General features: G+C 45.6%; 11 protein-coding genes and 1 riboswitch. Of the genes, 9 read left to right on the top strand and 2 right to left on the bottom strand.

Features of this window, described 5'->3' with window-relative positions; translation table 11 throughout:
* Positions 1-11: 11 nt before the first annotated feature.
* The 9 genes from MHH60_RS29035 to MHH60_RS28995 all read left to right on the top strand — a co-directional run bounded on the left by MHH60_RS29035 (position 12) and on the right by MHH60_RS28995 (position 13980).
* On the top strand, positions 12-869 hold the full coding sequence (locus MHH60_RS29035; RefSeq protein WP_038568901.1) for a glycosyltransferase family 2 protein: 858 nt from the start codon (positions 12-14) through the stop codon (positions 867-869).
* Positions 856-2043 (top strand): glycosyltransferase family 4 protein, encoded by a 1188-nt coding sequence (locus MHH60_RS29030; protein ID WP_036676596.1) that lies wholly within the window; start codon positions 856-858, stop codon positions 2041-2043. The genes MHH60_RS29035 and MHH60_RS29030 overlap by 14 nt, the downstream gene beginning before the upstream one ends.
* Complete coding sequence (locus tag MHH60_RS29025; RefSeq protein WP_036676593.1) at positions 2043-3182, top strand: glycosyltransferase family 4 protein; 1140 nt, start codon at positions 2043-2045, stop codon at positions 3180-3182. Before MHH60_RS29030 ends, MHH60_RS29025 begins: the two co-directional genes overlap by 1 nt.
* Positions 3183-3243: 61 nt before the next feature.
* Positions 3244-4344, top strand: coding sequence for a glycosyltransferase (locus tag MHH60_RS29020; protein ID WP_036676592.1), 1101 nt, complete (start codon positions 3244-3246; stop codon positions 4342-4344).
* Positions 4345-4348: 4 nt separating this feature from the next.
* The gene (locus MHH60_RS29015; RefSeq protein WP_076137159.1) at positions 4349-5689 is read left to right on the top strand and encodes a UDP-glucose dehydrogenase family protein; all 1341 of its coding nucleotides are present in this window, start codon (positions 4349-4351) and stop codon (positions 5687-5689) included.
* Positions 5690-6398: 709 nt separating this feature from the next.
* On the top strand, positions 6399-7772 hold the full coding sequence (locus MHH60_RS29010; RefSeq protein WP_076137161.1) for a sugar phosphate nucleotidyltransferase: 1374 nt from the start codon (positions 6399-6401) through the stop codon (positions 7770-7772).
* A 136-nt stretch (positions 7773-7908) separates the two neighbouring features.
* A riboswitch (cyclic di-GMP riboswitch) is annotated at positions 7909-7988 on the top strand.
* Between the two features lie 12 nt (positions 7989-8000).
* Positions 8001-9551, top strand: coding sequence for a glycosyl hydrolase (locus tag MHH60_RS29005; protein ID WP_081389089.1), 1551 nt, complete (start codon positions 8001-8003; stop codon positions 9549-9551).
* A gap of 151 nt (positions 9552-9702) precedes the next feature.
* Positions 9703-11223 carry a glycosyl hydrolase gene (locus MHH60_RS29000; protein WP_256715187.1) on the top strand — a complete coding sequence of 507 codons (1521 nt, stop codon included), beginning with the start codon at positions 9703-9705 and terminating at the stop codon, positions 11221-11223.
* Positions 11224-11274: 51 nt separating this feature from the next.
* Positions 11275-13980 (top strand): discoidin domain-containing protein, encoded by a 2706-nt coding sequence (locus MHH60_RS28995; RefSeq protein ID WP_081389090.1) that lies wholly within the window; start codon positions 11275-11277, stop codon positions 13978-13980.
* A gap of 87 nt (positions 13981-14067) precedes the next feature.
* Here the strand turns inward: MHH60_RS28995 and MHH60_RS28990 are convergent, their stop codons facing one another.
* Both MHH60_RS28990 and MHH60_RS28985 read right to left on the bottom strand, forming a co-directional pair.
* Positions 14068-14199, bottom strand: a complete 132-nt coding sequence (locus MHH60_RS28990) for a hypothetical protein (RefSeq protein ID WP_341161187.1) — start codon at positions 14197-14199, stop codon at positions 14068-14070.
* Positions 14200-14206: 7 nt separating this feature from the next.
* Positions 14207-14401, bottom strand: a 195-nt coding sequence (locus MHH60_RS28985; protein WP_341161186.1) for a hypothetical protein, incomplete at its 5' end; no start/stop codon positions are given.

The following is a 14401-nucleotide window of genomic DNA, read 5'->3' as shown; positions in this document are numbered from 1 at the left end:
AGGAAACCTTCATGGATTCAGTAAAAAGCGTGGTAGGCGGCCAAGGCAATTATCCAATATCGGCTGTCATCATCGCTCAGGATGACGAAGTTCGAATATCTAAGGCCATACAATCCTGCAGGTTATTCGCCGACGAGGTGGTTGTGATTGACGGAGGCAGCAAAGACGGGACAGTACAGCTTTCTGAAAGCTTGAATTGTCGTGTATACGTCAACCCTTGGCCCGGATATGCGAAACAGAGAGAGTTCGGAGTAGAACGCGCGGTTCATGATTGGGTCTTCCTTATTGATACTGACGAAGTGGTCAGCGACGAGTTGGCCGCAAGTATTCTTGAACTGAAACCGGGGCTTATGGATCAATCGGTTGCCTATTCTATCTACCGGATTGGTGATTTCATGGGTAGATGGCTGGATCGTGGCGAATATCTAGTGCGCCTTTACAACCGCAAAGCGTATGGAATTCGAAATAGCTTGGTGCACGAGATGCCTGAGGTCTCTGAAGAGCGAACCATACGTTTGACAGGAACCCTCTGGCATTATGGTTACCGCAGTATTAACGATCATGTGGCCCGTTTCAATAAGTACACTGACTTGGAAGCTGAAAGTGCGTATGCCAAGGGCAAACGATTTCGGGTCAGTCATCTGCTGTTAAGACCACCAGCCCGTTTCCTGCAAAAGTATTTCTTACACGGGTTGTTCAAGAAGGGAATGTCAGGTTTCGGTGTATCCGTATTCTGGGTCATGTATGAATTCATGGTCGGCTTCAAGCATTACGAATTAATTAGATCGGGAAAGCTGACTCAGCACAATGCGAAGACGAGTCAGACCGAGAAGGAGAATAAAGGAGAGAGAAGCTATGCCGTACAGTGACGGATTGAACATTATGACGACAGGCCTTAGCTGGCCGTCGCTACAGCCGGGTGGGCTTAACACGTATTTCAAATCCGTTTGCGAGCAACTCTCCTCACGTAATCGGGTGCATGCACTGATTTGCAGTCAAGAGACGCCTGCCACCCCTGAGGAATTGATTATTCACAATGCCGGAGATCCAAAAGATGGGATCTGGAAACGTAAGGATGCTTTCCAGCGTAAGGCGGCCGATCTGATGGGAGAGGGCAGTGGCCGTATAGATATTTTATACACTCACTTTGCTCCTTATGGTATTGGTCCAGCCTTGGAAGCAAAGAAACGTGGGATTCCTGTAGTGATGACTTTTCATGGTCCATGGAATGAAGAAATGAAAATCGAAGGCCAAGGCATTAAGCACCGGGTCAAAACAACCATCGCCAAATCCATTGAACATAGAGCCTATAAGCTTGCGGATAAGTTCATCGTGCTTAGTGAAACGTTCCGCGATATTCTCCATAAGCTGCACGGAGTGCCACTACACAAAATTATTGTGATTCCAGGCGCAGCTAATGTGGAACGTTTTATCCCCGCTACAAACCGATTGGCGATTCGCCGAACCTTGAATTTACCTGAGGGAGCAACAACCGTGCTGACTGTCCGGCGGTTGGTCAATCGGATGGGACTACTCCAGCTGCTTGAAGCCTGGAAGCAAGTTGCGGAGCGCTTCCCGAATGCAATTCTGCTGATTGGTGGTAAAGGGCCGTTGCGGGGGGAACTGGAAGAAAAGATCGCCGACTATGGCTTGAGCAACAAGGTAAGACTGCTAGGCTACATTCCTGATCATGAACTAGCCTCTTATTATCAGGCAGCGGATATGTTCGTGGTTCCCTCACAGGCATTGGAGGGCTTTGGTTTGATTACCGTTGAAGCCTTATCTTCGGGATTGCCAGTGATGGCTACACCGATTGGCGGCAATAAGGAAATTTTGCAAGGCTTCCGGCCGGAGTTGCTATTTAAGAGTTCAAGTAGCGACCACATGGCTGAAGGTATGATCCATATGCTCAGCAATCGAAAGCTGCTTCCGAGCCGGGATGAATGTAGAGAGCATGTACTGGAGAGATATACCTGGGAGCATGTTACGGATCAAGTAGAATCCGTGTTCCTGCAAGCTTTAGGAGAGGAGGTGACCACGTAATGCTTAGAGTGGCCTATATAGATCACACTGCTAAATGGAGTGGTGGAGAAGTTGCCCTGTTTAACATCCTTACCCATATTGGAGAACAGATCGATCCACTGGTAATTCTGGCTGAGGATGGTGCGCTGGCTGAACGGCTACGTGAAAAAGGGATGGATGTCCGTATTATTCCGCTGGATGAGAGCATCAGAAGTCGTGGTAGAAATGCAGTCAACTTGGGAGCACCTGCTGCAGCCTTCAAGCTGTTGGCTTATGGCCGCAAGCTTGCGCCGCTTTTAAAAGCGGAGAAGGTAGATTGCGTGCACACCAATTCCCTGAAATCTGCATTATACGGAGCCATCGCTGCCAAAATAGCGGGCGTTCCATTGATCTGGCACATCCGGGATCATATTGGAGCTCCTTATTTAAAGCCAATCGTTGCCAAAGGCATTCGTTTGCTGTCGCGTCTGCTCCCAAATGGAGTCATCGCAAATTCACATTCTACGCTGAATGCTTTGGAGTTGCCGCGTTCGAAAAAAACGCTGGTCGTATACTCCGCTTTTGCTAAAGCGATTGGTAATGGGATCGGCATGCGGGACCAGAAGGATTTTAACGTACTGCTAGTTGGTCGATTGGCGCATTGGAAAGGTCAGCATATTGTGCTGGAAGCCGCAAAAAGCTTTAAGAACGAACCTCGTGTGAAATTCTGGCTGGCCGGAGACGCTCTGTTTGGAGAAGAGGCTTATAAGCAGGAATTGCTGCAAAAGATAAAAAACGACGAGCTTACTAATGTAAGCATGCTAGGGCATGTGGATGATATTCAAGGCCTTATGAATACTGCTGATTTACTGATTCACACTTCGGTAACTCCTGAGCCTTTTGGCCAAGTTATCGTTGAAGGAATGGCAGCGGGATTGCCGGTGATCGCCTCCAATGAAGGCGGGCCGGTAGAAATTGTAGTTCAAGGTGAGACCGGGCTACTGATAGAGCCTGGTGACGCGGCGATACTGGCAGACTCCATTAAATGGATGCTGGATCACCCAGAGGAAAGACGGCGGATGGCGGACAATGGGATGAAACGAGTGAAAGAGCATTTTGTTATCGAGAATACGGTCAAGGACATCGTTGACTACTATAAAGGTTTGTTGGCGGGCACCTGACAGATGAGATGACGCGGTAATTCTGAAGATGATGCTCCATAAAACTTTGAGGATGATTCACATGAAAATTGCGATAGCGCACGATTACTTAATCCAAATGGGCGGCGCGGAAAGAGTGGTGGAAGTCTTTCATCACATGTATCCCGAGGCTCCAATCTACACAACGGTTTTTAACGGAAGCCGCCTTACTGACAATCTCAAAGATGCGGATATCCGTGCCTCCTGGTTGCAAAAGATTCCGGGGGTAAAGACCAATTTTAAAGGGGTGCTGCCACTTTATCCAATGGCCATCCGTGATTTGGACTTTCGCGGTTTCGATATCGTCCTGAGTTCCAGCAGTGCTTTTATGAAAAGTATTCAAGTTCCTAAACATACGTTTCATCTTTGTTACTGCCATACGCCTATGCGCTTCGCATGGGATTATGACACCTACATGGAACGTCAGTCGAACTCCGGGCTGTTCAAAAAAATGCTTAAGGTATACATGCAGCAGCTCAAAACGTGGGACCAACGGACTTCCAAAAATGTGAATCAGTTCGTAGCCAATTCTTCAGTAGTGAAGACGAGGATTCAGAATTATTATCACCGGGATGCAGATGTCATATTTCCACCGATTAATACAGCCCGGTTTACAAGCTCTTCTACCATTGGTGACTATTATCTAATTGTCTCCCGGCTTGTTTCCTACAAGCGGATTGATCTGGCCGTAGAGGCTTTCAATCGTAACGGTCTTAAGCTTTATATCGTAGGGGATGGACCGGATCGCAAGCGTCTCGAAGGCATGGCTAAGGATAATGTATCGTTTCTGGGCCGGCTAGAAGATGAACAAGTGACTGGAATGATGGCACAGTGTAGAGCATTTATTTTTCCAGGAGAAGAGGACTTTGGAATTACACCGCTGGAAGCGAACGCTGCTGGAAGACCGGTAATTGCTTATCAAGCAGGTGGGGCACTGGACACTATTATTCCTTATGTAAATGGTGTGTTCTTTCAGCATCAAGAAGTGGAGGATCTACTTAAGGCCATTTATGAGGTAGAGTCCTACGCTTGGGACATCGATCAAATTATGGAGCATGCACGAAAATTCGATGAGCAGGCGTTTATGGTTAAGTTCAAGCAGTATGTTGAGCAGGCGTACGTCAATTTTCTAAAAGGAGGATGATTATATGAAGCTGACAGTAATCGGTACTGGGTATGTGGGTCTTGTATCTGGCGTGTGCTTTGCATTGGGCGGACATCATGTCATCTGTGTGGATAAGGACGAGGAAAAGATTGAGAAGCTGAAACAGATGGAATCGCCCATCTACGAGCCGGGAATCGAGGAACTGATTGAACTGAATCTTCGTGAGGAACGGTTATCTTTTTCTGCAGATCTTCAAGCGTCGGTGCGCCGTTCAGATATTATCATTCTTGCTGTAGGTACGCCATCATTGCCTAACGGTGAAGCAGACCTAACCTACATTGAGGGTGCAGCCGCTGAAATCGCCAAAGCGATGGAAGGGCACAAAATTATAATGACTAAATCTACAGTTCCAGTAGGAACAAATGAAAAAATCTCTCAAATGATCTCTAAGTATACCCAACATTCTTTTGATATCGTGTCTGCACCTGAGTTTTTACGTGAAGGGTCTGCGATTCGCGATACCCTCCATCCTGATAGAATTATCATTGGCCTTGATAATCCAGAGCTGGAACCAACTATGCGCGAGCTTCATAAGGGTTTCACAGAAAATGTATTTGTAACAGATATACGCAGTGCTGAAATGATCAAATATGCTTCGAATGCATTTTTGGCCACGAAGATTTCCTTTATTAATGAGATCGCCAATATTTGTGAAAAAGTGGGAGCTGATGTAACCGAGGTAGCACAAGGAATGGGTATGGACCAAAGAATCGGGTCATCCTTCCTCCAGGCTGGTATCGGTTATGGAGGCTCCTGTTTCCCGAAAGACACTAATGCGCTCATTCAAATTGCGGGCAACGTCGATTACGAATTCAAATTATTGAAATCTGTAGTCGAAGTGAACAAGGGACAACGGTTTATGATCATCTCCAAGCTGCATGAATCACTTGGCAGCCTACGCGGTTCGACGATTGGGATATGGGGACTTGCTTTTAAGCCTAACACTGATGATGTCCGCGAAGCTCCCGCCAGAGAGATTGTTGAGGCACTGGTGGCTGAAGGGGCAACAGTCAAACTATATGATCCAATCGCAGCTACAAATTTCAGGCAGCAATATGATCATCCGCAGCTTCGCTGGTGCAATCTGCCAGAGGAAGCGGCTGAGGGCAGCGATGCCGTCTGCCTGCTGACCGATTGGAGCCTACTCAAGGAGATTGATCTGCATCAGCTGGCGAAAAGCATGCGTAATGGGGTGCTGATCGATGGACGCAATGTGTATTCCAAGGAGCAAATCGAGGGTACCGGCCTCGTTTATCATTCTGTCGGCCGCCCGCAGATGGGTGGATTGAGCGGTTATTCTGCTAGTGTGGCTGGAGCGGTTTAATCTAAGTTATATTGATTGAACTTGTGATTTTTCTATTTAGGGATGAGCCGTGACTCCAGAGAATGTTTGGACTTCCAGCCGCTGTTGTCTGCAGATTTCCTGATTTTAACCGCTAATAGCGGTAGAAATCCCCAGACAAAGGTGGACCTATCGCTCCTCCAGTTCCAAAATTCTCTTCCGCCACTCCATTCCCTTAATCTTAAGTTTCTAAGCAATTTATAAAGTTAGGTACTCTGATTATATACCGCAGTAGCAGTAACATTTGTAGTTGTCATTGTCTCTGTCTCTGTGGTGGCAACTAGTCTTGCTCTTTTAGTTGCAGTTGTTCTTGCAGTTGCTCTTGCAGTTGCAGCTGCCTCCCCCGGAGCAGAAGCAAATCTTTAGAAAAACGTGCTCGCTTCCGGCTGGTACAGCCCGGTGCGCATGGATCATTGTTAAAAAGTAGTTGGTTAGGTTAAGAACGGAAAGGGAATTTGGAACTGTAGAAACGGAGTGTTCGCCTTTATCCTCGGATTTCTACCGCGAGAAGCGGTCCAATCAGGAAATCTGAGGATAACAGCGATCGGAAGTCCAAAATCCCTTGGAGTGGTTCATACCTAATAAATTTTTTAAAAAATGCATCCGCTCGAACTAAGGCTAAGCGGAAGCTATACGTTTTGATAACAATTCCATTATGCTCGATTTCCATAATTCAAGGAGGGTTCATTCTATGAAAATGGTACTTCTATCAGGCGGTTCAGGTAAACGGTTATGGCCGTTGTCCAACGACTCACGTTCAAAGCAATTTCTAAAGGTACTTGAAAGCCCTCAAGGTGAACCGGAATCTATGGTACAACGTGTCTGGAGACAGCTGGAGGAAGCAGGGATGGCAGAATCATCTTATCTGGCCACCGGCCGCGGCCAAGTAGAAATGATACAAAGCCAATTGGGAAGTCATGTGCCGATTATCGTCGAACCGGAGCGTCGGGATACTTTTCCGGCTATCGCCTTAACAGCTACCTATCTTTATTCAGTGGCAGGTGTTTCTCCAGCGGAGACGGTAGCAATATTGCCTGTTGACCCTTATGTAGAAGCATCCTTTTTCGATACCATAGCTATGCTTGAGGGGACCATGCTGGAAAGTGGAGCAAATCTGGCACTAATGGGTGTTGTTCCTGAACATGCCTCAGAGAAATACGGATATATTATTCCTACCACCGAAGAGGCGGGGAAAAATGGTTTTATGAAGGTAAGTCACTTTCAAGAGAAACCAGACCGCATACAAGCAGAACAGCTCATCGAGCAAAATGCCTTGTGGAATTGCGGAGTGTTTGCTTTCCGCTTAGGGTACTTGTTAGATATTTTGCAGCGTAAAGGGTTGCCTTTAGGATATGAAGAATTGCAGAAGCAGTATAAGCTATTGTCTTCCATCAGCTTTGATTATGAAGTGGTGGAGAAAGAAGAACATATTGTAGTGCAGCCGTATGATGGATTCTGGAAGGATCTTGGAACGTGGAATACGCTGACAGAGGAAATGAGCAGCAAGCATGTAGGAAAAGGTTTTGTGACGGCGGATTCTGAGGGGACTTGCTTGATTAATGAGCTGGATATTCCGATTACGGTAATTGGTGCGAAGGATCTGATCATTGCGGCTAGCCCGGATGGGATTCTAGTTACTCATAAAGCTGAGAGCCCACGGATTAAAGAAGTGCTGAAAACCTTTGAACAGAGACCGATGTACGAGGAACGCCGTTGGGGCCATTACAAAGTTATCGATTATGTGAAATATGATGAAGGCAATGAAGTGCTGACCAAACGGATTTTTATATCCGAGGGGAATAATATCAGCTATCAATTACATCGCAAGCGTAGTGAAATTTGGACAATCGTTAGCGGCGAAGCAAGTATTGTGCTGAATGAGAAAAAACATAATGTGAAGGCTGGGGACGTGGTACGTATACCTGAAGGAACGAAGCACGCGATCCTTGCTTTGACGGATGTTGAGTTTATAGAAGTACAGACAGGTTCTGAATTAGTTGAAGAAGATAACATACGTATTACTTTAGACTGGAATGATATAGAACTACAACAATTCATTTCATAGGTCTAACCTATCTATTTAACCAATTGAAAATTTCTTGAAACAGGTAAAATGACTCAATTATCAAAAAAAGTCATAAAAACACTAAATATATCATTAATTGTCGTCGATACTTACGGTAAGAGAGAATATTTCTCTTAAATTGAAAAGGCAAACCTATCGAAAGGTAGGGACGCAAAGCTATAGGGCCTTCGAAAGAGTGGCAGCCTGGCTACCGAAAGGGAGATTATTTTGAAAGCTTACCGTACGTATCGATTGTTTGGTGCATTTCTGTCACTCGTCCTGTTTCTGACTGCACTTCCGCTTGCTGTTGGAATTTCGCCGTCTGTTGTCATAGCTGCTTCAAATTCTGGAACGCCAGTTACCCCAGGTGCCTCACCTGAAGCCGTAAAGCTGCTTAACTATTTTTACTCGATCTCAGGAAAAGGTATTATTGCCGGTCAACATGACTATTTAGAAAGTCCAGATGAAATTAACAATATGCTGAAGGGAACCAGCGGACAATATGCGGCTCTTCACGGTTATGAAATGGGTGCGATCAGTGGTCAGTCCGAAGCAACGATGGCTTGGCAACGTCAAAATGTGGTGAACAGCGCCATCAACTGGAATAAAGCGGGCGGGATCGTAGCTATGACTTTTCATGCTAACCTGCCGGGCACCTCTTATGACTGGGATAATGTAAAAAAAACACTTAGCCAGAGTGAGTTCGATAGTTACGTTACACCGGGTACCAAGCAATATAACAATCTGATCGCTGAGCTTGATAAGGTGGCAGTCTCTTTAAAAAGCTTGCGCGATGCCAATGTTCCGGTGCTTTGGAGACCCTATCATGAAATGAACGGGAACTGGTTCTGGTGGGGGAAGAAAAATAACTTTTCTAAACTATGGAATATTATGTATGACCGTTTTGTTAACGTTCATAAATTAAATAATTTGTTATGGGTATGGAGTCCGAATGCTCCCAATGTTTGGTCAGATCCTTATGCGCTAACTTATCCAGGTGCTGATAGAGTAGATATTCTGGCAGCAGATATATATGAAAATGATTACCAGCAAAAATACTATGACAGCTTATTGAGTCTAGCCGCAGGCAAACCGATTGCGATCGGGGAGAATGGTGAAATGCCTAATCTGGAGAAGCTTCAGCAATCGCAAAGTAAATGGACGTACATGATGAGCTGGGGAAAAATGCTTTACGAGAATAACAGTTCAGACACAATCAAAACATTTATGAATAGCAACTATACCCTGACCAGAGATAAATTAAATACGGGTCTGGCACCGACACCTAGCGCCGCCCCAGCGCCGGCACCTTCCGAAGAAGAGGGGGAGGCAGCAATTCCTCTCGCGAAGGGGCTTGCAGGAGAGTATTACAACAACATGCAATTGTCGGGAGCAGCAGCTCTTAACAGAACTGATGCAATAATCGATTTCAATTGGCGGCAAGGCTCGCCGGATGCCGCCCTCGGGATTGATCGGTTCTCCATACGTTGGAGCGGTAAAATTAAGCCATTATATAATGAGCAATATACATTTTACACTACCTCAGATGATGGCATCCGTGTCTGGGTGAATGGGGAATCCCTTATTGATAGTTGGACTAAGCAAAGTGGTACTGAGCGTAAGGGCACTATAACGCTGAAGGCTGGCCAGCTATATGATATCAAGGTGGAGTATTACGAGAATGAAGGCGATGCGAGAGTCCGCTTGATGTGGGAAAGTGCTAGTCAAGCTAAAGAGACAGTACCAGCAAGTGCACTTTTTCTTCCGGATGTCTCCTGATTGATGAAAATTAAAGGTCGATCCTTAGTGGCTCTGCGTTATTGCAGAGCTACTAAGCTATAGTCCTCATTAGGTCAGAAGACGATTGTCCGATAACAGGTATGTTTTTAACACCTGTGGAGGCAGTACAGCTACCGAAAGGAGGATTTATTTGCTTAAATATTATAAGAAAAACAGATTGTTGTTTACTATGTTACCGGTGTTTATTATTTTTTCCTTGCTGCCTTGGGGAGAGGTTAAAAGTCTTCCGAAGGCTATGAGTGTTTCTTCCTCCCTACCTCCGGCTATACCAAGTAATCCTTCGGCTTCTGAAGAAGCCAAGCAACTGCTGAGTAATTTGGTGAATCTACGTGGCAAAGGGATCTTGTCCGGCCAACATGATTATCTAGAAAGTCCAGATGAACTGGTTCATAAGCTGAAGAATACTTCGGGACAAAATGCTGTTCTACATGGTTATGAATTAGGGGCGATTAATAATCAATCCGCAGGGACAATCGCAGAACAGCGGCAAGCTGTTATAGACAGTGCAATTGAATGGCATCAAGAGGGTGGCATTGTAGCCATGACATTCCATCAGAGTTTACCTGGAACCTCTCCAGAATGGTCCAATGTAAATAGAAGTCTCAGTCAAGAGAAATTTAATGCTTATGTTACACCTGGGACGGCTCAGTATAAGAGGCTAATCTCAGATCTAGACGAGGTTGCGGGGTATTTGGGTCAGTTGCGTGATGCCGGAGTTCCGGTCTTATGGCGACCTTACCATGAAATGAATGGCGGTTGGTTTTGGTGGGGGAAAAAGGACAATTTTTCAGAGCTGTGGAGTATTGTCTATGATCGTTTTGTAAACACACACAAGCTAAATAATCTACTGTGGGTGTGGAATCCGAATGCGCCGAATGAATGGGCAGATCCATATGCTGCATATTATCCCGGTGGGGATAAACTCGATGTTCTGGCTGCGGATATCTACAATAACGATTATAAACAGTCCTACTATGAGGATCTGCTCGCATTGGCCGAGGGTAAACCTATCGGAATCGGGGAGAGTGGGCAACTGCCGAACCCGGATGTATTAACTGAGAAACAAAATAAATGGGTCTATATGATGACCTGGGGAAAATTACTGACAGAAAATAATACGCTACAGTCAATTAAAAGCTTTATGAAAGACTCGTTTATAGTATCGAGAGAGGACTATGTTCTCACAACAGGAGATCCTTCGATAGCACCCGTAACTCCGGTAACCCTAACGGGTTTAACTGGAGAATACTATAACAATACTGATTTAGAGGGAGAAGCGGTACTTATCCGCAATGACCGTAAGATTGATTTTAACTGGCATGGTGGGTCCCCTGCCTCAGAGATAAATGAAGATCACTTTTCTGTACGCTGGAAAGGGAAACTCAAACCCAAATTCAGTGGAAAATATACGATTTCGGCATCCTCTGATGATGGAGTCCGTGTCTGGATTGACGGAAAGCTGATCATCGACAATTGGAAAAATCAAAGTGCAACCCTTCATAAAGGCAGTATCCCGCTCACAGCTGGAACGCTTTATGATATCCAAATTGAATATTATGAGAATGAAGGAGATGCCAATCTTCGTTTGCTATGGGAGAGTTCCAGCCAGAAGCAGCAGGTAATACCACAAGGGGCATTGTTTCTTCCTTAATCTAATGAAATGATAGGATAAGACATTCCGGAAGAAAGAGAGGACCTATGGATGGGAATAACGAGGAGAATATCTAATAGAAAAAATAAGATATCTGCAAACAAACCATTACTGTTATTACTAAAATTCGCCGCATTAACCGTCTTGTTTCTGTTGTCTGTCTCTGTCTTCGGAACGAATAGGACAAACGATTATAAGGTAGGTGCCAATATACCGAGACTATCTGCAGGAACTGATGCTGCAGCAGAAATACCGGATGGTACTGTGATCTGGAATCTGGGACAACATGATGGCTCAGCAGCTGAATTCGCTGCGAGTGGCACTTCCGGCAGCAAGAAGGAATTTAATGTTCCTTCTTCGGTGCTCAAATCATCGGCTCTGCAGAGCTTGCCTGCAGGCTTGAATGGAAAGACCCAGCCGGAATTAACGATCACATATCAGCTAAATAAGATCCCGGAGAATGGGGTCTTATTTAGCGTAGGTATTCTGGATGCTTATAAATCCGTGCCGCAAATGAGTGTGTTCTCCAATCATCAATTGTCGGGGATCATTCAAATTGCGGGGGTTGCTGGCACAGAAAGTGAATATAGCTTTCAAAAGACCTATGAATTATATATTCCCAAGGAGCAATTGAAGATAGGAACGAACGAATTGAAGCTGCAAACGGTTCGCTGTTTATATTGCAGTGACAAAGAAGACGAATATTCCTGGTGGACTTGGGATAATCTCCGTTTAGAGTCTCTTAACGCTCCAATTTCTGAGCCTATCCATGGCAGCTACACATTGACCGGAACAGTAGTGAATAATAAGCAATTTTATTTCGATGAAGGTGCAGTTACGCACTTGCCTTATGTTATCAAATGGCTAGGTATGGCTTATAGCGGCAATGTGATGCGTACTAGCTGTGCCAGTGATGTCGGGAGATCCTGCTCGGATATGATGGAATATTACAAGGTATTGCAGGATTACAACATGCAGGCGGTAGCTTTGTATTTGCATACTGGTGATATTAAGCTTAAGGCTGATGGATCGTTGCCCGCTGATGCAGAGAAAAAGCTGACGGATTATTTTGAGCAATATAGCCCCTATTTTCAATATTATGAGGTAGATAATGAGCCAGGATTATTCAATCGATCTAAGGCAGTGAACCTGGCAATTGCGGACTGGCTGAATAAAAAGGGCAAGCAAATTGCGCCCCATTTACAAACTGTTGCTCCGGGTTGGGCGTATTGGCCGAGCTACAGTGAGGATTCCTGCGGTAATCAGAAGGGAACTGGGAAGGAATGTGGAGATCCGGATGGCTGGGAACGTGATCCAGAGCAACGTATGGAGCTGGAGAAGGTTACGGATTTGACCAATGGACATTCCTACGGCGACTCTTATATTTTTAGTAATGGAGGAAGCTTTACTGAGAATTTGAAGACCTTCACTGGCGCAGATAATGGACTCGGCAAAAAAATGCTGACCACTGAATTTGGTACCTCGGACAGTCATGTGGATGCCTATCAATACGGGGCAACGGAGCGGACAGCGGCTGTATTTGACCGGATCATGCGTGCACATATTGGTTATGCGGATATGTTTGTGCAGCATGCTGCTTTTTTTAAGGATTTCAGTTTATTCAAATATGGGTTTAATTTAGAAGAGCATGATCCGGCGACCACAGAGATTTATTATACAAAAGAAAATGAGGATTCACGTGTCAGCATCATGAGAAGGCTTAGTCTTGCCTATGCTACACATGGAGCTCCGCTAACTTATCAAATAGCTAACAAAGATGTGTTAGCCGACAAGCTGGTATATGTTCGGGCCGTGGATACTTCTACGTTGAAGCCTCTTGCGGGAAGTGGAGCGACCTCAAATAAGGTGTTGGTTAATTTCGTTAACTTTGAGTCTACTCCACAAACGGTGAGTGTAAATGTGACTATGCCGAAAAACGGGGTGTATGAAGGGGAGCGTTTTGGAAACGGGAATACGTATGAAAAAGCAAGAAGTTATGTAACAGGTAAAAAGGCTACTCCTACGTTAACCTTTACGGAGACACTTGCTCCAGGAGAGGCTGTGCAGTATATTTTGCAGCCTTCCTCTGAAGTAAAGCCGTCGGCACCGAAAGGATTCAAAGCCGCAGCAACAAAAGGTTTAGCTGTAAAATTAAATTGGTTGGAGGCACCGGGAGCAAGCTATGAGCTTCTTCGTGCTGAAGGTAGCGGGGGGGAAATGAAGGTGGTGGCCACCGATGTGAAGCTTACAGAATATACGGACCATAATTTACGTGAAGGGACGTTATATACCTACGCGGTACGGGTATCCGGCTCTAATTTACTGTCCGATAAAGTTCAGATTACAGCCACCGGACTGGTTCCCCTGGATCGTACTAAATGGAAGGTATCCTCAAATGTGAATACGGCAGCATCAGCTCCTAGTCTGGCTATCGATGGGGATCGGCGCACGCGCTGGGATACGGGGAAACATCAGGTTTCCGGAGAGTATTTTCAGATTGATCTGGGTGAAGCACATGAAATTGAAAGAATAGATTTGGATAGCACGTTATCACCGTTTGATTATCCAAGAGACTATGTAGTTTATATTTCTGACGATGCTCAAAACTGGAAAAAACTCACGTCTGGTAAAGGTACGAAAGAGCTTACTAAGATATCCTTTTCTAAAGTGAAGACGAGGTATGTCAAAATTGTACAGAACGGAGCCGGCGGGAATTATTGGTCTATTCAAGAGCTACAGGTGTACTCCAGAGAATAAGCAATTATTTGAATTTATATAACTGTTAATAGAGCATACTAAATAACCTCAGCGGGATCATTCTCCCGCTGAGGTTATTTTTGTGCTTTAAATAAAATGGAGGCCTGACATATAAGGTAAAGGAATTACCTCTGATTCCTCCAAGGAATCAGAGGTGCGAAGCGGGCTCGCTGGATCAAACAGCAGCGAGATCAGCTCCTTGTCGTCCACGGACGACAAGTCGAGGCTACGCTTGCGGCATACTTCCGTTTGCCGCAAAAGCGTTTCCCGGTCTGCGATGCAGACCGTCCCGCTGTTCGCGCCGGCGCTTAAGGAGGCGCCGGCGTCCCGCAGAAGCGCGAGCAGGCTGCGCTCCTGCCACGGCACAGGCACTTGCAGCGTGCCAACGCCGCTGCACAGAGCCGCCTTGGCCAGCAACGCC

Origin of the sequence: Paenibacillus sp. FSL H7-0716, from assembly GCF_038002705.1 — a bacterium.
Lineage (GTDB): Bacteria > Bacillota > Bacilli > Paenibacillales > Paenibacillaceae > Paenibacillus_AQ > Paenibacillus_AQ odorifer.
The sequence above is the reverse complement of the archived record's forward strand: the minus strand, read 5'-3'. Positions and strand labels throughout refer to the sequence as shown.